Here is a 23,003-nt window from a genome sequence, read left to right on the forward strand (position 1 = left end):
TACCGGTCAACCGGCAATCTTCTCGTGAGCCGGATCGGCCGTTCTGGCCTTGCCGCCTTGTTGCGGAGAAGTCGAAGGGCCGTCGGTCGGGCTCGGCAGCCTGACGCGACGGCGATACTGGATGGCGTTGAGCAGCACCGCCAACACGATGACCGCGCCGGTGAACACCGTCTGCCAATAGGCGGACACGCCGATGATCACGAGGCCATCGGAAAGGAAGCCGATGACAAAGGCTCCGACCAGAGTTCCGCGAATATTGCCTCGACCGCCGGTGAGTGCCGCGCCGCCGATGACGACGGCCGCGATTGCCGTCAGTTCGTAGGAATTGCCGGCGGTCGGCCCCGCCGAAGTCAATTCCGAGGACAGGATGAGGCCGGCCACCGAGGCGCAGATGCCGGAAAGCATGTACACCGCCACCTGCACTTTTTTCACCGGCACGCCGGATAGTTCGGCGGCGCGCTCATTGCCGCCGGAGGCATAGAGCCAGCGGCCGAAGGCTGTGCGGTTGAGGATGATGCTGCCGATGATCGCGATGACCGCCATCACCAGCACGCCGATCGGAACCCCGAACAGGCGGTTGAAGCCCAGCCAGTCGAAGCCGGTATTGCCGAGCTCCGGCTTGCCGCCAAGGTCGTTGTAGGTCAGGCCGTTGGTCATCAGCAGTGCGGCGCCGCGCACCACATAGAGCATGCCCAGCGTGGCCACGAAGGCAGGCACCTTCAGCCAGGCGATGAGGACGCCGTTGACCAGGCCGACCAGCGCGCCCAGCATGCACACCAGCACCACAACCACCCAGACGGGAGGAAACAGCACGACGCCGAGCGTCTGCAATTGCACGCCCTGCATCAGGAATCCAGCGATGACCCCAGACAGCCCGAGCGTCGACCCCACCGACAGGTCGATGCCGCCATTGAGGATGACCAGCAGCATGCCGACCGCCAGGATGCCGAAGATGGCGACATGCGAGGCCATGGTGAGGAAATTGCCCAGCGAGAAGTAATAGGGCGACAGCATCGAGAAGACGACGATGATCACGATCAGCGCGAGGAACGCCCGGCCCTCCAGCAGCAGCTTGGCCAGGCTGAAGCCACCGCTCGATGTTTTCGGGCCGGAGCGGCTGCGGTTCTGGCTGGCGTCGGTCACGGTCGGGGCTCCTGTATTCTTCATGACGAGGCCACCACGGCCTCGCCCGAGGCGGCCATGATCTGCTCTTTCGTGACGTCGGCGCCGAACACGGCCGAAATCCTGCCGCGGCGCATGACGATGATGCGGTGTGCAATCCCAAGGCATTCGGCGACTTCCGAGGTCGAGAACACCACCGCGAGCCCCCGCGCGGCCCGTTCGGCGAGCAGCCGGAACACCTCCGCCTTGGCGCCGACATCAATGCCGCGGCTGGGCTCGTCCAGGAGCATGACCTTCGGGTTGGTCGTCAGCATCTTGCCGATGACGACCTTCTGTTGATTGCCGCCGGACAGTGACCCGATGGGCGCGCCTCCGCCCGCGGTCTTGACGCGCACGTCGCGTATTGAGCCCTCGATCAGCGAGCGCTCCCGTGACCGCGACAGGAACATCCCCGTGACGAAGGAGCCGATACTGGCCAGCGACAGATTGGTCCCCACGGACATCGTCTGAACCAGTCCGTCGCGTTGCCGATCCTCGGGCACCAGCACCAGCCCCCTTGATATGCGCTCGGCAATGCTGAGGCGGGAGATATCGTCGCCCTCCAGCAAGACCCGTCCGCCGGTCACCGGCAAGCGTCCGGCGACGCATTCCAGCAATTCCGTGCGCCCGGCACCCATCAGCCCATAAATGCAGACGATCTCGCCAGCACGGACATCGAGCGACAGCCTGTCGACGACCAGACGGTCCGAACCCGAGCTGTCGGCGATGCTTACATCCTCGATCGACAAGGCGACCTCGCCGAAGGCGTAGCCGGTGGGCGGCGATCCCAGGTCGAAGTTCTCGCCCACCATGTTGCGGACGATCCATTCGAGATCGATGTTCTTCGCTTTGGCCGTGGCCGTGATCGTTCCGTCCCGCAGCACCACCGCGTGGTCGGTGATCTGCAGCGCCTCTTCGAGGTGATGGGAGATGTAGACGATCGAGACGCCTCGGGCGGTCAGGTCCCGGATCACCCTGAACAGCACCTCGACCTCGGTCGCGCTCAGCGCGGACGTGGGCTCGTCCATGATCAGGATACGCGAATCCACCGAGAGCGCGCGCGCGATCTCGACGATCTGCTGTTGCCCGAGGCGCAGATCCTGCACCAGGGTCATCGGATCGATGTCCTCCTCGAGATCGGCCATCAGCATTCGCGTCTGACGAGCCTCCTCCGCGAAGTCGATGCCGGTTCGCCCATGCAACTCGCGGCCCATGAAGATGTTGTCGCGCACGCTCAGATTGGGTGCGAGACTCAATTCCTGGTGGATTATCGAGATGCCGCGGTTCCGCGCATCGACGGTGGACGAGAAAGCGACGGGATGGCCATCGAGCTCGATGCTTCCCGATGTCGGCGTCTCGACACCGGAGAGGATCTTCATCAGTGTCGACTTGCCGGCGCCATTTTCTCCGAACAGCGTGGTGACCTCACCACGGCGGATGTCGAAATTGACGCCCTTGAGAGCGTGTGTGCCGCCATAGGATTTTACGATGTTGCGCGCCGCGAGCACGGTGTCCGCTGCCGCCGGCTCGAATTGAGGTGCCGCATTCATTGAACGCTCAGCTTCACGGGCGTGACGAGCCAGCCCTTGGGGTTGATCAACTTGAAGACGCCGACGACCGAAATCGTCTTGCCGGTGAGCTTGGTGTTGTCGATGGTCGACAGAACCTGCTTTTTCATCTCGTTGTTCAGGGCCGAACCGGCGTTCTGGTACTCGATCTGGTTGGTGAATTGCCCGAAGGTGATCGTACCCGTGGCATCGCGCAGGTCGGTTCCGTTGATCGCCGGCCCGGTCTGCACCCGAATGACCAAGGTGCTGGGGACATCGTCGACCTTGACGTTGTAGATGCCGGACTTCCCTTCGCCGACCACGCCGGTGAACTTGACGGAGAATTCGGTCCCGACATTGGCCGGCACACCATACCGCTTCTCCGCCGCGGCCTTGTCCTTGGCGATGGCCGACGCCAGGACACCTGCGGCCACCGCGCGCTGGTCGACGGCTGACTGGACATTCGGAAACTCGGACTTGCCGAATGCTTCCGGTGAAAACGCAGCCTTTCGCGCATCTTCCGCCGAACCGATTACGACGACCTTGGTGTCGAGAGCCATCGCGACCAACAAGACCAGGATTGCGGCCGCGCCGACAATCCATCTTGCGCCCGGCGTCACGCGCCGATTGATCGTGGACTGCGAGCTCATGGGGCGACGACCACGATCAGCTCGCGACCACGATTGGCGGCGTTGCTGGATTTCATTCCATCTCCTCCCGAGATGATATTATTATCTTCAGTTGAAAAATTTTTCACGCACTCGTGTCGTTGTCAATCAGCCTTCGAAAGGAGCCGCGTGCCACGGCGCCATCGTCAGACCCTTGCCGCGCAGCAGTCGATCGTGGCCAGGAACCAACAGCCGGTGCACAGAGGCTGCACGGTCTTTCGACCGCGACTGCGTGCGCTGGTTCGTTAGTCAACTGCCGTAGGCAAGAAATTTCTCGCGAGCCGGAACCGTCCCTGCGGGTCCAGGCCCAAGTACGAAATCGACCATACGATAGTGTTAAGTTCACGTCAAGATATGTGATATTTCGCCCGACCCCTCGATGCGAGCAGAGAAATGAAAACCGTTGGAGAAGATCAACCTGCTGTTTTTATGCGTTATTTTCTTGATACGCGATGGTCCGGCGACGCATCGGTCGCAGTCGGCGAGCAGATCACAATCGCATCAGATTTTTGTCGCCGAGCTGCGCGACAGCGGCGTCGAGCTCATCAGAAATTCGCTGCGGACCCCAGTTCCGAGCCCTGCCGACAATGGCGGCGATCTGCTTCAAATCGTCCATCGTCAAGGAGCCGCCGATGGCGAGCGTTGTGCGCCGCATGACAATATCGGTGAGGTGCTCGACGAATTCGTTGCGGGCGATATAGTCGATTTCGGATGTGCTGTAGTCGCTCGCCACGGGCAGGCGATCCTCATTGCTCCACGGGCTCTGGTGGCGGGCGATCTGCAACGCCTTGGTTCCATAGCGCGACAGAAGCTGGTCGAGACAGCGCTCGTCGACGCCCGAAGCCGCCCTGGCCTCGGCCAGCCAGGCGGCCCGCGCCGCCGGTTCGGTTGGAAAGCTCTTGCCGCCCCCAATCGCCATCGTTCGCGTGGTGACCTTGCGGCCGCGTCCCAGCCGGCCGAGCACCGTGTCGGCAACCTCTTCGGCAAAGCCGCGAAACGTCGTCCATTTGCCGCCGACCAGGGCGACGATCGGAAACGGACGCGAACCTTCCGGCTCGACCACCGGCGCCGAATGGTCCCTGCTGATCAAGCCGGGCACCGAGGCGTCGGATGCAGGTAGGGGCCTGATGCCGCTATAGGCATAGACGATCTGGTCGCGTTCGAAGCTCATGCCAGGCAGCAGCGCACGCACGCTTTCGAGCAGATAGTCGATCTCTTGCGGTTCACAGCGCACCGTGTCGGGATTGTCCGCCTGGATGTCGGTCGAGCCCACCAGTGCCAGACCGAGATAGTCGTAAACAAGGCAGATGCGGCCGTCATCGGCTTCGAAATAGAGCATGCGACCTGCCAGGCTTCGCACCAGCTCGTCATGCTTCAACAGGATGTGCGAGCCCTTGGTGCCGCCGATCATTTTCGACGGCGCGCCGAGCAAGGCGTTGACATCGTCGATCCACGGACCGGCTGCATTGACGACCAGTTTCGGCCGCACCGAAAACACGCCGCCATCCTCGGACTGGCCACCGCCTTTTGACTGAAAAGTCAGCTCACCGTTGGACGACGAAACCAGCGTCGTGTAGTTGGCAGCCGCGGCGACAACATTTGCCTCCAGCCCATCGGTGATCAGCTCGAGCACCAGCCTTTCGGGATGACTGATCTTGGCGTCATAATAGGTGCCGGTGGCGACGATCGACCTGGTCAGCGCCGGCATGTCGCGCAGCGCCCGCCGCCGTCCGACCAGCCGGTGGCGTGGCATGACACGATGCCGGGACCCGTAGAAATCGTAGATCGCCAGACCGATCTTGATGAGGATGGCGCCACGGCTGCGCGGCGCGCTGGTCGAGCCCAGCAGCGTGCGCAACGCCGCCCACATGCCCTTGCTCCAGGAAAAGATCGGGATCACCGTCGGCAGCGGGCTGACATAGTGCGGCGCGTTCTTCAGCAAGAGATTGCGCTCCAGCGTCGACTGCGCCACTAGTCCGAACTCGCCGGTCTCGAGATATTTGAGGCCGCCATGGATGAGCCGCGAGGGCGCCGCACTGGTGCCTGATCCGAAATCGCCCTTGTCGACGATCAGGCAACTGACGCCCTGCGCGCACAGATCGCGAAACAGGCCGGCGCCATTGATGCCGGCGCCGAGAATGACGACGTCGACGTCGCCTGTCCTCGCCATGGCGGCGATGCGCCCGGAGTGGTCCGATACAGTGGAATGCGACAGGCCGGCGTCGTCGGCAGGGTTCATGACCGGGCCATGTTGACGACGCGCAGTTTTACACCGGCCTGTTCGAGCTTCTGCGCCTGCGCATCGCTTATGCCGTCGGTCGTCAGTACCGCGTCGAAGCGGGTCAGGTCGTCGAAGACATGCAGGGCGACCTTGTCGAACTTGGAATGGTCGACGGCAAGAATGCGTTTGGTCGAGGCGGCAAACATCGCTTGCTTGACCCGCACAACATGCTGATCCTGGATGAAGCCGGTGGTGCCGGAGATCGCCGAAGCCGAGCAGATCAAAAGATTGGCGCGCAGTTGCGCCACGGCATTCTCACAGACGATGCCGATATAGGCATTGTAGGTGCGGTGGTACTGACCGCCGAGACAGATGAAGTCGATGTCGTCGACATTGGTCAGCAGTGCCGCGGTCGAAACGCTGTTGGTGATCACGGTCAACGGCTTGATGTCGAGCAGCAGCGGCGCGATCGCATTCGCCGTCGTTGAATCGTCCAGCATGACCGCCTGGCCGGCTTCGACATACTCCAGCGCCGCATGCGCCAGCGCATCCTTCTCCGCTCTGCCGACCGTCACCCGATAGCGGAAAGCGCTTTCATAGAGGCCGGAAGGCTGCACGGTCACCGCGCCATGCAGCTTGCGCAGCACGCCCTGATGCGCCAACTGGTCGATGTGGCGGTGGATGGTCATGCGCGACACGCCGAAATGCTCGACCAGATCGTCGATGCGCACCTGGCCGAGTTTGATCACATAATCGGCGATCTCCTCGCGCCGTTCGTCGGCCTTGATCATGCCGTCCCCCCAATGCCTTGCCCTGCCAGCCTTTCGATCTCAGGCCATAGTGGCTTGAGCGATTCGACGATGCGGCAGTAAAGAGAAAACCGGTGCTCGAAAACAGCGTTGCGCGCCGTGTCGGGCAGATATTCGCGGCTCACCTTGCTGACGGCCCGCGCCCCCTGTTGCGGCGAGGCGAAAAGGCCGATCCCGGCGCCGGCACAAAGGGCTGCGCCGAAGGCCGCCGCCTCGTCGGTCGAAGTGACGATGACTGGCACGTCGAGCACGTCGGCAAACATCTGCGCGAAGGCCGGATTGCGCGAGCCGCCACCGGTAAGCCGCACCTCGCTAACGGCAAAGCCATCGCGCAGCGCTTCGACATGCGTACGGTGATTGAACACGATGCCTTCCAGCACCGCCTTCAGCATGTCGCCGCGATCGTGCCAGCCATGCAGGCCAAGAAAGCTGGCACTGGCGGCATTGCCGTAGGGTGAGCCGAACAGATAGGGGTGGAAGAAGATGGTTGAAGGCTTGCCAAGCGCCGCATCGATCTCTGCCGCCAGCATCTCGTGGATCGAGCCACCGGCCCTTTTGGTTTCGTCCTGTTCCGAGCGGCAGAGCGTGTCGAGGAACCAGTCGTAATTCGCCGTCGAGGCCGGCGAGATCGACATGTTGTTCCAACGCCCGCGGTCGATGGCGTTGCGGCAGAACCAGCGCCGGTCGACGCGCGGCTCGGCGGAGACGATTTCGTTGATCGAATAGGTGCCGGCGACGATGCTGACCACGCCCTCCTCGTGGCCGCCGATACCAAGCGCCGAGGCCGTGACATCGTGCAGGCCGCAGGCGACCGGTGTGCCCTCCACAAGCCCGGTCAGCGCCGCCGCATCGGCGGTGACGGTGCCGGCGATATCGGCCGGATGCGCCACCGGCGGCAAGGCATCGAACAACGCCTCAAGGCCAAAGATGCGCATCGCCTCGGGCGTATAGCTTTGCGTGCGCATATTGGTGAACGAGGTGCTCGCCTCGGTGAGATCGGTGCCGACTGTGCCGGTCAGGCAGAAGCGCAGCCAATCCTTGCAGGCGAATATGTGAGCGATCCGGTTAAAGCGCTCCGGATCGTGCTCCTTCAGCCAGACCAGCAGCGACGACGGTGAGGAAGCATGCGGTACCTGGCCGGTCACGGCGAGCGCCTCAGTGAAGACCTGATCTTGCGACCATCTGTCAACGATTTCGCCTGCCCGGCTGTCGAGCGACAATATGCCGGGACCGAGCGGCCGACGCTCCTTGTCAAGCAGGTACAGGCCATCGCCATGCGCGGTCGCCGCCACCGCCTTGATGTCGCTGGCCGGCCTGCCGCTCAAGGCAATCGCCTCGCCGATCGCCTCGGCGGTCGCCTGCCAGAGGCCCGCCATGTCGCGCTCGACCCAGCGCGCATGCGGCATCGACTGCGGCACCCGCCGCCGCGCCACCGCCAATTGCGAACCGTCAGCATCGAAGATCACTGCCTTCGTCACCGTCAGGCCGTTGTCGATCCCAAGCAGGCTGGACATGGCTCCCTCTGACTCAGCACGTGCCGATATGCGTCGCGAACTCGTCCCCGGGCTGGCTAGAGCAAAAGATGTTCAACTTGAACCAACTGCGTGCCGGTGGACATCATGGAAACCATCCTCGTCGGGCAGCCGCCCGGCGACCGCAACACCACTACTGCCACCCCGCCACAAGAGCAGGATCCTGTGCGCTGCGCTTTGACGCCGGCGGAGAAGACTGCCGCTTCATCCCTGTCGATGGCGTGGATTCCCTTTTCGTTGCGATGCCCCTGAGAATATAGAGGCAGCGCACAAGCCATGTTTGAACATGGCTCGAGAATACAAACCAACAGAATCGACCATACTATCGTGTTAAATTAACGTCAATGGATGTGATTTTCTAGGAACCTATCCGCAAATATGGCTTATTGCGCCCTCGCGAGCGTCCCAACGAGCGATGTCCGACAGCTATTGCAAACAGTTTGCGACTCTTCGCATGTAGCGGCTGTCAACCAGCGCCTGTCTCGTCAGGGCCTTGGGCACAGCCGGCGAAGGCTGGATCGGCGGTTCACCGTTGCAAGGTTTGACGGGGCCTGGGCAGGATGGCACTGAGCGTTGACGATATTGCCGTCCATCCGGCCCTGCATCGCTCTATCCAGGTTCAATCGCAAGCATTGCTGCACGCCTACGAAGCCAATCCGCGGCTCGCTTCCGTGTTTGCTACGCAGCAGCGCTGGCTGATGGCTCATATCGGCCTGTCAGAATGTCGACCCAAAACCGGTTTCCGATTTTGGATACGACGCTCGGGGCCGCTTCAACGAAAACAGTGCAGCTTTTTCTATTTTAGGTTGGCATAAGCCGGACACTACCCGGACAGCGGTCGGCTCGGTTACAGAAAAATTGCATTGCCGAATTGGGGGAAACATCCATGACATCGACGCCCGTCCGACTGACCGCCGCGCCGCTGCGGACGCAGGACATTGCCGCCATTGCCCGCCGCCATTCATTGGTCGAGGTCTCGCCTGAGGTGGACGCCCTGATCCGGGCTAGCCGCGCGGTGATTGAACGCCATGTGGCAGAGAACCGTCCGGTCTACGGGCTGACCACGGCACTGGGCGCTGCCGTGGATACGCCGCTGGGCGAGGAAGATCTGATCGCCTATCAGCGGCGGGTTTCGTTTGGTCATTCGGTCGGCTTCGGGCCGCCTTTGCCGCAGGAGGCGGTGCGCGCGATGATGGCGGTGCGGATCGCCGGCATGGCCGCCGGCGGCACCGGCATTTCCCCGGCCGTGTTCGAGGGGCTTGTCGCCGCACTGAACGCCGGCATGCATCCCGTGGTGCCGTCGCTCGGCTCGCTGGGCGCGGCCGATCTCGCGCCGCTGGCGCATATGACGCTGGGCCTGCTTGGCCACGGCCAGGCGGAGTATGGCGGCGAGACCATGCCGGCGGCCGAGGCGCTCGAACGCGCCGGGCTGAAGCCGCTCGACATCCATGCCAAGGACGGCCACGCCATCATCGTCGCCAACAGCCTGTCGGTCGCCCAGGCCTGCCTGGCGCTGGAGGACATCGAGCAGGCTTTCCAGTGGTCGCTTAAGGCCGTCGCGCTCAATCTGGAGGCGTTCCGCGCCAATGTCAGTTCGCTCGACGACTCGGCCATGGCGGCACGGCCCGCCTTCGGCCAGAGAGCGGTGGCGGCGCGGCTGCGCGAAGAGTTGTCGGGCAGCACGCTGTTCACTGAAGGCGCCGCCCGACGGATCCAGGATCCGCTGAGCTATCGCTGCGTGCCGCAGGTCTGGGGCGCGCTTCGCCATGCGATCGACGAGGCGCGAGCCGCGACCGAAATCGAGCTGGCCAGCTCCGGCGACAATCCGGTCGTCCTGGTCGGGGAGGACCGGATCGTCTCGCATGGCAATTTCGACATGACCGCTTTCGTCCTGTCCTGGGAGCGGCTCAGCCAGGCGTTGGCTCATGCGGCGGCTGGCATTGCCAACCGGACGATCAAACTGATGTCCCCTACGGTAGCGGGCCTGCCGCGTTTCCTGGCGGCAAACGGCCAGAACCGCATGGGCTTTGCCATTTTGCAGAAACCCGTTTCAGCGATGGAGGCTGAAATCCGTTTTCTCGCCAGCCCGATCTCTTTGACCCCGATCGCGGTTTCGGACTGGGTCGAGGATCAGTCGTCGATGGCGCCAGCTGTCATCGGCAAGGTCAACCAGATCGTCGAACGTTTCCGTTACCTCGTCGCCATGGAACTCATCTCCTCGGCTTACGCCGCGGAGATCCGGGGTGTCGCGGACAAATTGGGCCGAGGCGCCGATGAGGCCTACAGGACGGTGCGCGAACGGGTTGCTCCTCTCGAGGAGGACCAGGAATTGGGCAGCGATGTCGTCAGCATCGCCGCCATGATCGCGCAATCCTGTTCCTAGTCGATGTCGAAGGAGACGCCCTGGGCAAGCGGCAGCGCCTTGGAATAGTTCACCGTATTGGTGGCGCGGCGCATATAGGCCTTCCAGGCATCGGAGCCCGACTCGCGGCCGCCGCCGGTTTCCTTCTCGCCGCCGAAGGCGCCGCCGATCTCGGCCCCCGACGTGCCGATATTGACGTTGGCGATGCCGCAGTCCGAACCGTCGACGCCGAGGAAGCGCTCGGATTCCTGCAGATCGCGGGTGAATATTGACGACGAAAGCCCGGCTCCGACGGCATTGTGCTCGTCGAGCACGGTGTCGAAGTCCGAATATTTCATCACATAGAGGATCGGCGCGAAGGTTTCTTCGGTCACCGGCGAAACTTGGCTTTGCATTTCGACCAGCGCCGGATGCACGTAATAGGCGTCGGGATGGCCGTTTTCGACCCGCGTGCCGCCGGTCACCTTGCCACCATGCGAAACCGCTTCCTTCAACGCCTTCTGCATATTGTCGAAGGCGGCCTTGTCGATCAGCGGACCGACCAGCGCTGATGTCTCCAGCGGATTGCCGACCGAAACGCTCTCATAGGCTTTCTTCAGGCGCGGCACCAAGGCGTCATAGACGCTGTCGTGTACGAACAGGCGCCGCAGCGTCGTGCAGCGCTGGCCAGCCGTGCCCATGGCGCCGAAGGCGATGGCGCGCAGGGCCATGTCGAGATCGGCCGTCGGGCATACGATGCCGGCATTGTTGCCGCCGAGCTCCAGCACGGCGCGCGCGAAGCGCTTCGCCAGGCGCGGACCGACATCCCGGCCCATGCGGGTCGAGCCGGTGGCCGAAACCAGCGGCACCTTTGGATGATCGACCAGGATCTCGCCGACGGCGCGGTCGCCGATCAGCACCGGCGCCAGGCCTTCGGGAGCATCGCCGAAACGCTTGGCCGCCCGCTTGAAGATCGCCTCGCAGGCAAGTGCAGTCAGCGGCGTCTTTTCCGATGGCTTCCATACCACCGCGTCACCGCAGACCAGCGCCAGTGCTGCATTCCACGACCACACCGCGACCGGGAAATTGAAGGCCGAGATGACACCGACGACACCCAGCGGATGCCAGGTCTCCATCATGCGATGTCCCGGGCGTTCGGTGGCAATGGTCAAGCCATAGAGCTGGCGGGAAAGGCCGACGGCGAAATCGCAGATGTCGATCATCTCCTGCACTTCGCCCAGACCCTCGGACGGGATTTTCCCCACTTCGATCGACACCAGCCGGCCAAGTTCGGCCTTGTGCTGACGCAATTCCTCGCCGAGCAGCCGCACCAGTTCGCCACGCTTCGGCCCCGGCACCAGCCGCCAGGCCTGGAATGCCTTGTGGGCGGCTTCGATGGTCCTTCCGGCATCGGCCGGCGAGATCGTCTTCAGCGCCGCGATCTGTTCGCCCGTCACCGGGCTGCGCACGATGAGGTCGCCACCGACAAGCGCCTCCTTGGCAACGCCCAGTTTCTCCAGAAGCCCGGCCGTTTCCTTCGCAATCGTCATTTTTATCCCTTTCAGAACCCGTCGCTCATAATGCATGTCGCCCAAAAGTGCCCAGCGGTTTTGGGACAACAATATGCACAAACAAAAGCACGTCGGCCCAAGCCTCCCGCCATGCCGCCCCGTGCCGATCGGCACATCAGGCGCTGTCATGGCGTGGCATTACGCGTTTCGGGGAAAAATCGCCACCCCGGCATGGTCTAAGCCGGGATCAGACCGTTGAACCAGGATCAATGCGCCTTTCGGGAAGCCCCTTGGGCCGCACCTTCCTTCATCAGCCGGTCGATATGCATGCGGATGTGGGCGGCCTCGGCGGCCGTATTGGCAAGCGCGATGGCGCGGTCGAAAGCGGTGCGTGCCTCCTCGCCCCGGCCAAGCTGCATCAACAGGCCGCCCTTGAGCCCGAAGAAGTGGAAATAGCCGGAGAGCCTTGGTTCCAGCGGCTCGATCATGGCAAGTGCTGCTTCCGGCCCGCGCACCTTGGCGACCGCGACGGCGCGATTGAGTGTCACCACCGGCGACGGCTGCATCTGCTCGAGCAGGCTGTAGAGCAGGTCGATCTCGGTCCAGTCTGTATCCTCGGGCTTTTCCGCCCGCGCATGCAGCGCTGCGATCGCCGCCTGCACCTGGTAGGGGCCGGGCTTCTGGTGTCGCAACGCCTTGTCGACCAGCGCCAGGCCCTCGTCGATCATCTTGCGGCTCCACAGGCTGCGGTCCTGATCCTCGAGCAGCACGATCTCGCCATTCCCGTCGAAACGCGCCGGCGCACGCGCGTGCTGGAGCAGCAGCAGCGCCGTCAGGCCCATGATCTCCGGCTCGGTCTGGAACAGCCGCAGAAGCAGCCTTGCCAGCCGGATCGCCTCTTCGCAGAGCGGCGCGCGTGCCGGCGCTTCGCCGCTATTGGTCGAATAGCCTTCGTTGAAGATAAGATAGACCATGGCTGCGACCGCGGCGAGCCGTTCGGAGCGCTCGACCGCACCTGGCGTCTCGAATGGCACGCCGGCGTCCGCGATGCGCGCCTTGGCGCGGGTGATGCGCTGCTCCATGGCGCTTTCGCCGACGAGGAAGGCGCGGGCGATCTGCTTGACGGTGAGGCCGGAGACGATGCGCAACGCCACGGCGATCTGCTGCGTCGCCGGCAAATCGGGATGGCAGCAGATGAACAGCAGCCGCAAGATGTCGTCGCGATAATGTGCGCCGTCCAGCCGCTCGGCGATATCGGTCTCGGCATCCTCGAGGTCGGAGATCTGGTCTTCCTCCGGCAGCGGCGCCTGCTTGGCGCGCTTGCGCACCGCGTCGATGCCGCTGTTGCGCCCGACAAAGATCAGCCAGGCCGCCGGATCGCGCGGCGGACCGTTCTTCGGCCAATTGTTCAGCGCCCTCAGGCAAGCGTCCTGGAAGGCTTCCTCCGCCGCATCGAGATCGCGGAAGTAGCGCAACAACGCGCCCATCGCCTGCGGGCGGGCGGTGCTGATCGCGTTGCTGATCCAGGCAAGTTCGGTCATGCGGGAACCTTGCTGGGATTGAACACTGAAACCGGCCGTATCTCGTAGGAGCCGCCGCTGGGATTGACCTCGGAAAGCTCGCGCGCGAAATCGACCGCCTCATCGAGATCATTGCATTCGAGCGTGTAAAAACCGAGGAATTGTTCCTTGGTCTCGGCAAACGGGCCGTCGATGACGACCGCTTCGCCCTTGACCTTCCTCAGCGTCGTCGCCGCCGTTGTCGGGAGCAGCCGCGCCACCGGGCCAAGCCGGCCGGCTTGGGCGTATTTTTCCTGCACACCCAGAAGTTTCGTCATGACCTCGTCATCCTGTTCCTTGCTCCAGGAGCAGACGACGTCTTCGGAGGCATAGCAGAGGATAGCGTAGAGCATGGGAGCGTCCTTTTCTCTGTCAAAGGACGAAACACTAGGACCTATCCCGACAGTGCGTCGATAAAAAAATAACCCTGCATGGACACGCAAGCCGGCGACAGCCGTACCTGGCATCAGCCCTCCCGCGCCTTCAGCCATCTCAGAACGAGTGCTTCCTCGTCATCGAGGCCGGATATCGACCGCTTCCTCTTGTTCGCCTCCGCCATTTCGCCGAGCAGCCGTCCTTCGGACCAGGCGTCGAAGACCTGTGGATGGATGTAGCATTTGCGGCAGACAGAGCGTGTATTGCCGAGCCGCTCGGCCACCTTGTCGACGACGCCGTTGATCACCCGCCTCTGTTGCGCCTGGCTTTCAGGGCGTTCCATCTGCGCAAACAGCGACGCGGCATGGATGGTGCCGCCCCAGGTCCGGAAATGCTTGGAACTGAAATCGGCCCCGGCCGCGCCCCGGATATAGCGATTGACGTCATCGGAGCGGATCGGTCTCCTGTTTCCATCCTCATCGAGATACTGGAACAGCTTCTGGCCGGGCAGGTCCTGGGCGCCACGCACGATGCGCGCGATCCGGCGATCGACGAGCTTCAGCTTCCATTCCTTGCCGGACTTGCCTTTGAAAGCAAAGCGCAGGCTCGAGCCCTTGATGTCGACATGGCGGTCGCGCAACGTGGTCAGCCCAAAACTCTTGTTGTCTCGGGCGTAGGCGGCATTGCCGACGCGGATCATCGTATTGTCGAGCAGCCAGACCACGGCAGCAACGACACGTTCCAACGGCAGGCCGCGACGACGCATATCAGCATCGATCTGGCGGCGCAGCTCAGGCAGGTTTTCGGCAAAGGCCACGAGGCTCGAATATTTGGCCCCATCGCGCTCCTCAGCCCATTGCGCATGGTAGCGATACTGCTTGCGCCCACGCAGGTCTCTTCCCGTCGCCTGGATGTGGCCATCGGCATCGGGCGAAATCCACACATCCGTCCAGGCCGGCGGGATGGCGAGCGCCTTGATGCGGGCAAGCGTGTCCGCGCTCAAGGCCCGGCCGTTTGGCGGTTTGTAGGAAAAGCCCTTACCTGCCCTCAGACGGCGAATACCGGGCTCAGTGTCGACAACATAGGTCAGCGAGGCTTGATCGGCCGAGGCCTGCGCGCCGTTCTTCGGCACCCCAGCGCTTGACGCAGCATCACTGGCGGCCAATCGGCCGGACGGCGACCCGGATTTGTCCAGCATGTCCTCTCCATGGAAATTTTCCCATAGATAAGCGCCGAAACAGCCGCTGGTTCCGGCTCCTGGCTGTTAGACTGCTGTCAGGTTTTTTCGAGCACGACCGGGATGACGTCGACGGCTTGCTCGCCGACCTGCCCGCCTGTCGTCTTCAGGACGCCAACGATCGGCGCCACGTCCGAATAGTCCCGGCCAAAGCCGACGGTGATGTGGTCGTTGCTGGCCCGCATGCCGTTGGTCGGATCGAACTCCTGCCAGCCGGCATCGCGGCCGCACCACACTTTCACCCAGGCATGCATGGCATCGGCGCCTTCAAGCCGCGGCTTGCCCTTCGGCGGGATGGTGCGCAGGAAGCCGCTGACATAGCCGGCTGGAATGCCGAGACCCCGCAGGCCGGCGATCATGATATGCGAAAAATCCTGGCAGACCCCCCGCTTCAAGCCGAAAGCGTCGCTGGCCCGGGTGCGCACCGTAGTCGCCTCGCCGTCATAGGTGAAATCGTGATGGATGCGGTTGCACAGATCCATCGCCGTGCTGACGGCCGAACTGCCGGCACTGCCGCGCGCATAAGCCGTGATCGCCGTGTCGATGCCGGCGTGATCGCTGGCGGCCAGGAAATGATGTGGTGAACTTGGCGACAGCGACCGCACTGCATCGAGTTCTTCTCTCAGCCGGCGGATGTCGGGCGACACGTCCAGCCCAATCTCCGGCCGCGAGACCGAAACGCGCGCGGTCATCCTGATGTCGAGCGCATCGTGCACGTCGCGAAAGGCGATCGAGGTGACGCTGTTGCCGAAGAAATCGGAAAAGTCCGAGCGTTCGCCCGGCGCCGGCGCAAACGACAGCGAAGCGGCGATCACGCGCTGCACGCCCGATATCGTTGATGGCAGCACGCGGACCTGATGGCGGCCGCCGCCGGCCGCCGCATCGTAGTCATAGCTGAGATGAAGCCTGATGTCGTAGAGCATGCCTTACCCGAAATAGGCTTTGGCGAGGCTGTTGTAGAGGCCGCCTATCTCGTTGGCGAGATCGTCGAGCGCCTTTGCCGTCATGTCCGAGGGCTCCTTGATGGCGATTGCCGTGTTGAGCTGCAATATCTCTTTCGCCGCGAGCGACATATGCCCCTCGCCACCGACCGAAGGTAGCAGTGCGATTTCGGCCTTCAGTCGCTCCAGCTGGAACAGGATGGAGCGCGGATTGAGCGGATCGAGCACCAGGAGGTCGATCACCGTGCGCCGGCCGGCCTGTACCGGATACTGCCGCCGGTGGGTCATGACGCTGTCACCAATCTCCAGCATCATGTCGAGCGCGCCGTCCGGCGCCGCCGCCCTGGTCAGCCGGGCAAGCGTGCGGGCGATCTGGATGCCGCGTTCCAGGCGCCGGCCGATCTCCAGGAAGCGCCAGCCGGTGAAACGATACATATTCTCATGCAGCAGGCCGGAAAATCCGGCGAGCTTGCGCAGCATGACCGTCATCGCCCGCGTCGCATCGTCACCCGGCGCCACCGTCTCCGCGAACTGGTGAATAGTCTTCGACAGATCCTTCAGCGCCAGCCAGCCATCGGGCGAGAAGCGGTCGCGAATCTGTCCGGCGCTGTAGACGGCACTGTCCAGCGTCGAGATCAGCCCTAGCGGGATCGCCGATTGAAGGTCGATGCCGAAGGGTTCGAGATAGTCTCTGACGTCGACAAGCAAGGGCATGTCCGGATCGGAGGTCTCGGCCAACCGCACATGGTAGGCGCGCAGGATGCGCACCGTGTCTTCCGATCGCTCGATATAGCGGCCGAGCCATGTCAGGTTTTCCGCCGAGCGGCTGGGCAGGCTGCCCGGCATGGTGCGGGTGAAGCTGTCATGCTCTTGCGGCAACAGCGTCTCGCGCTCCACGGGCTTGTCGCTGACCACCCACACATCCGCCGCCTGGCCGCCACGCTGCATGGCGATCGCCGTCGGATCGAGCGAAAAGCCGACCCGGGCAAAGCCGCCTGGCATCACCGTCCAGCCTTCGGGCGTACGCGCCAGATAGACGCGCAAGCTTGCCGGCCGTGGCTCCAGCCAGCCGCCGACATAGACGGGGGTGGTCGAAAGCGTCACCGCTTCCTGACCGACGAAATCGCCGCCGTCCCGTTCGATCCGCGCAATCAGTTCGACCCGCTCCTCGTCGGACAGTACCGAACCGAGTTTCGTCAAATTGTCGTCCTCGAAGGCAAGCCGCGTCGATAGCGCCGGACCGATCACCATGCGGTCGAAATTAGCGAGCACGTGCCGGCGTTCGTTCGCTTGCCCGCACCACCATGTGGCGACGCCTGGCAACAAAAGCTCCTCGCCCCGCAATTCGCGCACAATCCTCGGCAGGAAGGAGAGCAGCGCCCGCGTTTCCATCAGGCCGGAACCGAGCGCATTGACCGCCGAAACGGTACCGCGACGGATCGCCTCGACCAGCCCCGGCGTACCGATCTGCGATTCCGGCCTGAGTTCGAGCGGATCGGCGAAGGCGGCATCGAGCCGCCGCCACAGCACGCTGACCGGCATCAGGCCCGAAACGGTGCGCACCATCAACCTGCCGGCGGAGACGGTCAGGTCCTCGCCTTCAAGCAGCATGATGCCGAGATAGCGCGCGATATAGGCATGTTCGTAATAGGTTTCGTTGAGCGGCCCCGGCGTCAGGATGGCGACGCGGCCACCGGATAGCGTGGCCATGCCGATCAGTGCGTCGCGAAAACGACGGAAGAAGCCGGCCAGGCGGTGCACATGCATCTCGCCATAGATATCGGACAGCGCGCGCGTGGTGGCGACGCGGTTTTCCAGCGCGAACCCTGCACCCGATGGCGCCTGCGTGCGGTCGCCCAGCACCCACCAGCGCCCGTCGGGACCGCGGCCGAGCTCGAAGGCGCAGAAATGCAGGAAATGGCCGCTGGCGGGCCTGACGCCGACGACCGGCCTTAAATATTCCGGGCTCGCCGCGATCAGCCCTGCCGGCAGGATGCCTTTCTCGACCAGCCGGTTCGGCCCGTAGATGTCGGCAAGCGTTTCCTCGAACAGATCGGCCCGCTGGACCAGGCCCGCACTGATGTCGGCCCATTCCTTCTCCTCGATCAGCAGCGGGACATGCGCCAGCGGCCATTCCCGCTCATTGGCGCCGGCCTTGTCATAGACGCGGTAATAGACGCCGGCGTCGCGCAGATACTGGTCGGCGCGGGCGAAGCGCTGGGCGAGCTTTTCCGGTCCCAGCTCTTCCAGCGCCTCGATGAAGTCCTTCCAGACCGGGCGGGGATTGCCCGAGGCATCGACCATCTCGTCGACGACGCCGTCGATCGGCTGGTAGTGTTCCAGCAGACTGTGCACCAGCGGCTTGCCGCGTAGCTTTTTCTGATTCCCCTTTGCCATCGCTGATCAGAGTCTTGGTGGCCGCCTGAGGTCAAGGGTCATCGGGAAATCTTCAGCGGCTTCTTCGTCGCGCAGCACATAGGCCGACGGCGTATGGCCGCGCGGCTCGAAGCGGGCAAGCCGCCGCGCCTCCGCTTCGTTGCCATTGACCGGGAAGGTGTCGTAATTGCGCCCGCCGGGATGCGCGACGTGGTAGACGCAGCCGCCCACCGCCCGCCCCGACCAGCGATCGTAGATGTCGAAGACCAGCGGCGTGTTGACCGGCAGCGCCGGATGCAGGCCCGATGCCGGCTGCCAGGCCTTGAAGCGGACGCCGGCCACCGCGATCTCCCTGCTGTCGGTCACTTTCAGCGGCACGACGCGGCCGTTGCAGACGACGGCATGGCGTTCCGGGTTGAGACCTTCGGTCTTCACCTGCAGCCGCTCGACCGAAGAATCGACGAAGCGCACCGTGCCGCCGATGGCGCCCTGTTCGCCCATCACGTGCCACGGCTCCAGCGCCTGCCGCAGCTCCAGCTTGATGCCCGCGTGCTGGACCTCGCCGCAGAACGGAAAGCGGAATTCGAGCTGCGCATCGAACCACTCAGGGCGGAATTCGAAGCCGTTCAGCTTGAGGTCGTCGAGCACGTCGAGAAAGTCGGCCCAGACATAATGCGGCAGCATGAAACGGTCATGCAGCGACGTGCCCCAGCGTACGAAGCGGCCATCGAGCGGGTTTTTCCAGGCGCGCGCGATAATGGCGCGCACCAGCAATTGCTGCGCCAGGCTCATGCGCGCATTGGGCGGCATCTCGAAGCCGCGGAACTCGACCAGGCCGAGACGACCGGTCGGGCCGTCGGGCGAAAACAATTTGTCGATGCAGATTTCCGAGCGGTGCGTATTGCCGGTGACGTCGGTCAACAGATTGCGGAACAGCCGGTCGACCAGCCACGGCAGCGGCGCGTTGCCGCTGTCGGGATGCGGCACCTGCGCCATGGCGATCTCAAGTTCATAGAGCGAATCGTGACGCGCCTCGTCGAAACGCGGCGCCTGACTGGTCGGGCCGATGAACAGGCCTGAGAACAGATAGGACAGCGAGGGATGCCGCTGCCATTGCAGCACCAGGCTCTTCAAGAGATCCGGGCGCCGCAGGAACGGGCTGTCGTCGGGCGTCGCGCCGCCAACGACGACATGGTTGCCGCCGCCGGTGCCGGTGTGGCGGCCGTCGATCATGAATTTGTCGGCGCCGAGTCGCGTCTGCCGCGCCTCCTCATAGATCGCCGTCGTCGTCGCCACGCAATCCTGCCAGTTGGAGGCCGGGTGGATGTTCACCTCGATGACGCCGGGATCGGGCGCCACGCGGATGACGTTGAGGCGCGGATCGTGCGGCGGGCCGTAGCCTTCGATATGCACGGGAAGGCCGATCGCCTTGGCCGCATTCTCGGCCGCGGCCACGAGTTCGAGATAGTCTTCCAGGGCCTCGACCGGGGGCATGAACACGCAAAGCCGCCCGTCGCGCGGCTCGACCGAAAGTGCCGTGCGCACCGCGCCGCCGATCTCGGTGATCTCCTGCTCGACGCGATCCTGCTGGCCGGTCGTTGCCGTGAAGGACACCGCCTGCTGGCGGCGCGCCATTTCGTCGGCGCCTTCCAGTTCGGCCGGAGCAGGCCCCGATAAAGGAGCGGCTCCCGGCAAGATCGCCTCGCGCGCCGGCAGCGGTCCGCGCGGCAGCGATGGATCGACCGGCACGATGTAGGGGAACTGCGCCGGCGGCACGTAAGGCAGCGTGCCAAGCGGCAGGCGGTAGCCGACCGGCGAATCGCCCGGCACCAGGAACAGCCGTCCGCGCCGCGTCTTCCATTTCTCCGAACGCCAGCGCTGTCCCGAAGCCTGGCTGTTCCAGCGCTGGACCGGCAGCACGTAGCCCGACGGCTTGGTCAGGCCGCGTTCGAACACGCGCGCCATGCGGCTGCGCTCTTCGGGGTCTTCCAGCTTCGAATTGGAGGGGTCGACATTGTCAGGCAGCTTGCCTTCCTTGAGCAGCCACTCGGCCGGATCCTCATAGGCTTCGCTGACCATGGTCTTGTCGATGCCGAGTTCGCCGGCAATCGCCGTCAGCAGGCTTTCGGCCTGCTTCGGCCCGACATCCGCCTCGCTCTTTTCCCGCGCGATCAGCGACGGGTCGCTCCACACCGGCTCGCCGTCGGTGCGCCAATAGAGCGAGAAAGTCCAGCGCGGCAGGCTTTCGCCCGGATACCATTTGCCCTGGCCATAGTGGAGAAACCCGCCCGGCGCGAAACGTTCGCGCAGCCGGCGGATCAGCGCATCGGCCTTTTCGCGTTTGGTCGGACCGACGGCAGCGGTGTTCCATTCGGCGGACTCGAAATCGTCGATCGACACGAAGGTCGGCTCGCCGCCCATGGTCAATCGCACATCGCCTGCTTCAAGCGCGGCATCGACCTTGTTGCCCAGCGCATCGAGCGCTTGCCAGCTTTCGTCGGAGAATGGCTTGGTGATGCGAGGATGCTCGGCAATGCGGTCGACCCGCATGTCGAAGCCGAACTCGACATTGGCGAAGCTTGCCATGCCGGAAATGGGCGCGGCGTTGCGGAAATGCGGCGTCGCCGCTAGCGGCACATGGCTTTCGCCGGTGAGCAGGCCGGAGGTCGGATCGAAGCCGATCCAGCCCGCGCCCGGCAGATAGACTTCGCACCAGGCATGCAGATCGGTGAAGTCGATCGCCGTGCCGGGCGGTCCATCGAGCGCAACGAGATCGGGCTTCAGCTGGATCAGGTAGCCCGAGACGAAACGCGCGGCGATGCCGAGATTCCTTAGGATCTGCACCAGCAGCCAGCTCGAATCCCGGCACGAGCCCTTGGCGGCGGCCAGCGTCTCCTCCGGCGAGAAGACGCCGGTCTCCATGCGCACGATATAGGCGATCTCGCGCTGCAGCCGCGCATTGAGATCGACGAGAAAATTGACGGTGTTGGTCGGGCTGCGATCGATGGTTTTCAGGAAGGCCGAGAGCAGCGGCCCGGCTGGTTCCGGCGTCCGGTAGATGGCGAGATCGTCGCTGATCTCTTCAGGGTACTCGAATGGAAACGTCTCGGCCGACGGCTCGACGAAGAAATCGAATGGATTGTAGACCGTCATGTCGGCGACGAGGTCGACCTCGATCTTCAGCTCCGTTACCGGCTCCGGGAAGACGAAGCGGGCAAGGAAATTGCCGTACGGGTCCTGCTGCAGATTGACGAAATGGTTTGCCGGCTCGACCTTCAGCGAATGGCTGAGCACCTTGGTGCGGGAATGCGGCGCCGGCTGCAGCCTGATGACCTGGGGGCCAAGCACCACCGGCCGGTCATATTTGTAATGGGTCAGGTGATAGACGGCTGCCAGAATTGCCATGGTGCCCCGGAAGTCGGCGTTTCAAAACGAATTCGCCGAACCCTGACACAAATCCTGGCCATTCTCCAAGCAGAGATGTTGCGTTGCACCTAATTTAAGCAGCGCCGAACGGTCCGACCCCTTTTAGAAGAAGGCCTGTATCCCCGTCTGCGCCCGCCCGAGGATCAGCGCGTGCACGTCATGCGTGCCCTCATAAGTGTTCACCGTTTCCAGGTTCTGCGCGTGACGCATGACGTGATAGCCGATCTGGATGCCGTTGCCGCCATGCATGTCGCGGGCCTGGCGGGCAATGTCGAGCGCCTTGCCGCAATTGTTGCGCTTGACGATCGAGATCATCTCCGGCGCCATCTTGCCTTCGTCCATCAGCCGCCCGACCCTGAGCGAACCCTGCAGGCCGAGCGCAATCTCGGTCTGCATGTCGGCGAGTTTCTTCTGGAAAAGCTGAGTGCCGGCCAGTGGCTTGCCGAATTGCTTGCGGTCGAGGCCATATTGCCGCGCCCGGTGCCAGCAATCCTCGGCAGCACCCATCGCACCCCAGGAAATGCCGTAGCGCGCCCGATTGAGGCAGCCGAACGGCCCCTTCAGTCCCGACACGTTGGGCAGCAGCGCATCTTCGCCGACCTCGACGCCTTCCATCACCACCTCACCGGTGATCGACGCGCGCAGGCTGAGCTTGCCGCCGATCTTCGGCGCCGACAGCCCCTTCATGCCCTTTTCCAGCACGAAACCACGGATTTCATTGTCGTGCGCTGCCGATTTCGCCCAGACGACGAACACGTCGGCGATCGGCGCGTTGGAAATCCACATCTTCGAGCCGGAAAGCCTGTAACCATTGGCCGTCTTCTCGGCCCGCGTCTTCATGCCGCCCGGATCGGACCCGGCATCCGGCTCGGTCAGGCCGAAGCAGCCGATCCATTCGCCCGACGCCAGCTTCGGCAGGTATTTCTTGCGTTGCGCTTCCGAGCCATAGGCATGGATCGGGTACATCACCAGCGACGACTGCACGCTCATCATCGAGCGATAGCCGGAATCGATGCGCTCGACTTCGCGCGCCACCAGCCCGTAGGTGACATAGTTGGCGCCAAGCCCGCCATATTCCTCGGGGATGGTGATGCCGAGCAGACCCGCCTCGCCCATCTCGCGAAAGATGCCGGCGTCGGTCTTTTCCTCGAGATAGGCTTCCTCGATCCTCGGCGCGAGCTTGTCGGCGGCAAACGCCGCCGCGCCATCGCGCACCATGCGCTCGTCCTCGGAAAGCTGGTCCTCGATCAGGAAAGGATCGTTCCAGACGAATGCGTTCTTCTCGGCGGCCATGGCTCT

At 63.7% G+C, this 23,003-nt stretch carries 16 protein-coding genes; 2 read left to right on the plus strand and 14 right to left on the minus strand.

Annotated features, from left to right (window positions below):
- Positions 1 to 6: 6 nt before the first annotated feature.
- The 6 genes from OHD62_RS11120 to OHD62_RS11145 form a co-directional block, all read right to left on the minus strand.
- Positions 7 to 1,167 carry an ABC transporter permease gene (locus OHD62_RS11120; protein WP_263782737.1) on the minus strand — a complete coding sequence of 387 codons (1,161 nt, stop codon included), beginning with the start codon at positions 1,165 to 1,167 and terminating at the stop codon, positions 7 to 9.
- Positions 1,164 to 2,711, minus strand: coding sequence for a sugar ABC transporter ATP-binding protein (locus tag OHD62_RS11125; RefSeq protein WP_263782738.1), 1,548 nt, complete (start codon positions 2,709 to 2,711; stop codon positions 1,164 to 1,166). The genes OHD62_RS11120 and OHD62_RS11125 overlap by 4 nt, the downstream gene beginning before the upstream one ends.
- Positions 2,708 to 3,358: a DUF2291 family protein gene (locus OHD62_RS11130; protein WP_263782739.1), complete on the minus strand. Its 651-nt coding sequence runs from the start codon at positions 3,356 to 3,358 to the stop codon at positions 2,708 to 2,710. Before OHD62_RS11130 ends, OHD62_RS11125 begins: the two co-directional genes overlap by 4 nt.
- 508 nt (positions 3,359 to 3,866) lie before the next feature.
- Positions 3,867 to 5,615 carry a glycerol-3-phosphate dehydrogenase/oxidase gene (locus tag OHD62_RS11135; RefSeq protein WP_263782740.1) on the minus strand — a complete coding sequence of 583 codons (1,749 nt, stop codon included), beginning with the start codon at positions 5,613 to 5,615 and terminating at the stop codon, positions 3,867 to 3,869.
- Positions 5,612 to 6,388 (minus strand): DeoR/GlpR family DNA-binding transcription regulator, encoded by a 777-nt coding sequence (locus tag OHD62_RS11140; protein WP_263782741.1) that lies wholly within the window; start codon positions 6,386 to 6,388, stop codon positions 5,612 to 5,614. Before OHD62_RS11140 ends, OHD62_RS11135 begins: the two co-directional genes overlap by 4 nt.
- Positions 6,385 to 7,920, minus strand: coding sequence for an FGGY-family carbohydrate kinase (locus OHD62_RS11145; RefSeq protein WP_263782742.1), 1,536 nt, complete (start codon positions 7,918 to 7,920; stop codon positions 6,385 to 6,387). The genes OHD62_RS11140 and OHD62_RS11145 overlap by 4 nt, the downstream gene beginning before the upstream one ends.
- A 105-nt stretch (positions 7,921 to 8,025) precedes the next feature.
- Here OHD62_RS11145 and OHD62_RS11150 point away from each other — a divergent pair, with 105 nt between their 5' ends.
- A complete protein-coding gene (locus tag OHD62_RS11150) occupies positions 8,026 to 8,190 on the plus strand; it encodes a hypothetical protein (protein WP_263782743.1) in 165 nt (54 codons plus the stop codon).
- A gap of 634 nt (positions 8,191 to 8,824) precedes the next feature.
- A complete protein-coding gene (locus OHD62_RS11155; protein WP_263782744.1) occupies positions 8,825 to 10,321 on the plus strand; it encodes an HAL/PAL/TAL family ammonia-lyase in 1,497 nt (498 codons plus the stop codon).
- On the opposite strand, the gene OHD62_RS11160 is transcribed toward OHD62_RS11155, so the two are convergent.
- The 8 genes from OHD62_RS11160 to OHD62_RS11195 all read right to left on the minus strand — a co-directional run bounded on the left by OHD62_RS11160 (position 10,318) and on the right by OHD62_RS11195 (position 22,997).
- Entirely contained in the window at positions 10,318 to 11,829 is a 1,512-nt protein-coding gene (locus OHD62_RS11160; protein ID WP_263782745.1) for an aldehyde dehydrogenase family protein, read from the minus strand. The genes OHD62_RS11155 and OHD62_RS11160 overlap by 4 nt on opposite strands.
- A gap of 227 nt (positions 11,830 to 12,056) precedes the next feature.
- Positions 12,057 to 13,331, minus strand: coding sequence for an RNA polymerase sigma factor (locus OHD62_RS11165; RefSeq protein ID WP_263782746.1), 1,275 nt, complete (start codon positions 13,329 to 13,331; stop codon positions 12,057 to 12,059).
- Positions 13,328 to 13,702 (minus strand): YciI family protein, encoded by a 375-nt coding sequence (locus tag OHD62_RS11170; protein ID WP_263782747.1) that lies wholly within the window; start codon positions 13,700 to 13,702, stop codon positions 13,328 to 13,330. The genes OHD62_RS11165 and OHD62_RS11170 overlap by 4 nt, the downstream gene beginning before the upstream one ends.
- A 113-nt stretch (positions 13,703 to 13,815) precedes the next feature.
- A complete protein-coding gene (locus OHD62_RS11175; protein ID WP_263782748.1) occupies positions 13,816 to 14,922 on the minus strand; it encodes a DNA topoisomerase IB in 1,107 nt (368 codons plus the stop codon).
- Positions 14,923 to 14,999: 77 nt separating this feature from the next.
- Positions 15,000 to 15,884: a transglutaminase family protein gene (locus OHD62_RS11180; protein WP_263782749.1), complete on the minus strand. Its 885-nt coding sequence runs from the start codon at positions 15,882 to 15,884 to the stop codon at positions 15,000 to 15,002.
- 3 nt (positions 15,885 to 15,887) lie between these two features.
- On the minus strand, positions 15,888 to 18,299 hold the full coding sequence (locus OHD62_RS11185; protein ID WP_263782750.1) for a circularly permuted type 2 ATP-grasp protein: 2,412 nt from the start codon (positions 18,297 to 18,299) through the stop codon (positions 15,888 to 15,890).
- A 6-nt stretch (positions 18,300 to 18,305) separates the two neighbouring features.
- Positions 18,306 to 21,683 carry a DUF2126 domain-containing protein gene (locus OHD62_RS11190; protein WP_263782751.1) on the minus strand — a complete coding sequence of 1,126 codons (3,378 nt, stop codon included), beginning with the start codon at positions 21,681 to 21,683 and terminating at the stop codon, positions 18,306 to 18,308.
- Positions 21,684 to 21,806: 123 nt separating this feature from the next.
- Positions 21,807 to 22,997: an acyl-CoA dehydrogenase gene (locus tag OHD62_RS11195; RefSeq protein ID WP_263782752.1), complete on the minus strand. Its 1,191-nt coding sequence runs from the start codon at positions 22,995 to 22,997 to the stop codon at positions 21,807 to 21,809.
- Positions 22,998 to 23,003 lie beyond the last annotated feature (6 nt).

Origin of the sequence: Mesorhizobium sp. YC-39, assembly GCF_025753795.1 — a bacterium.
Classification (GTDB): Bacteria; Pseudomonadota; Alphaproteobacteria; order Rhizobiales; family Rhizobiaceae; genus Mesorhizobium.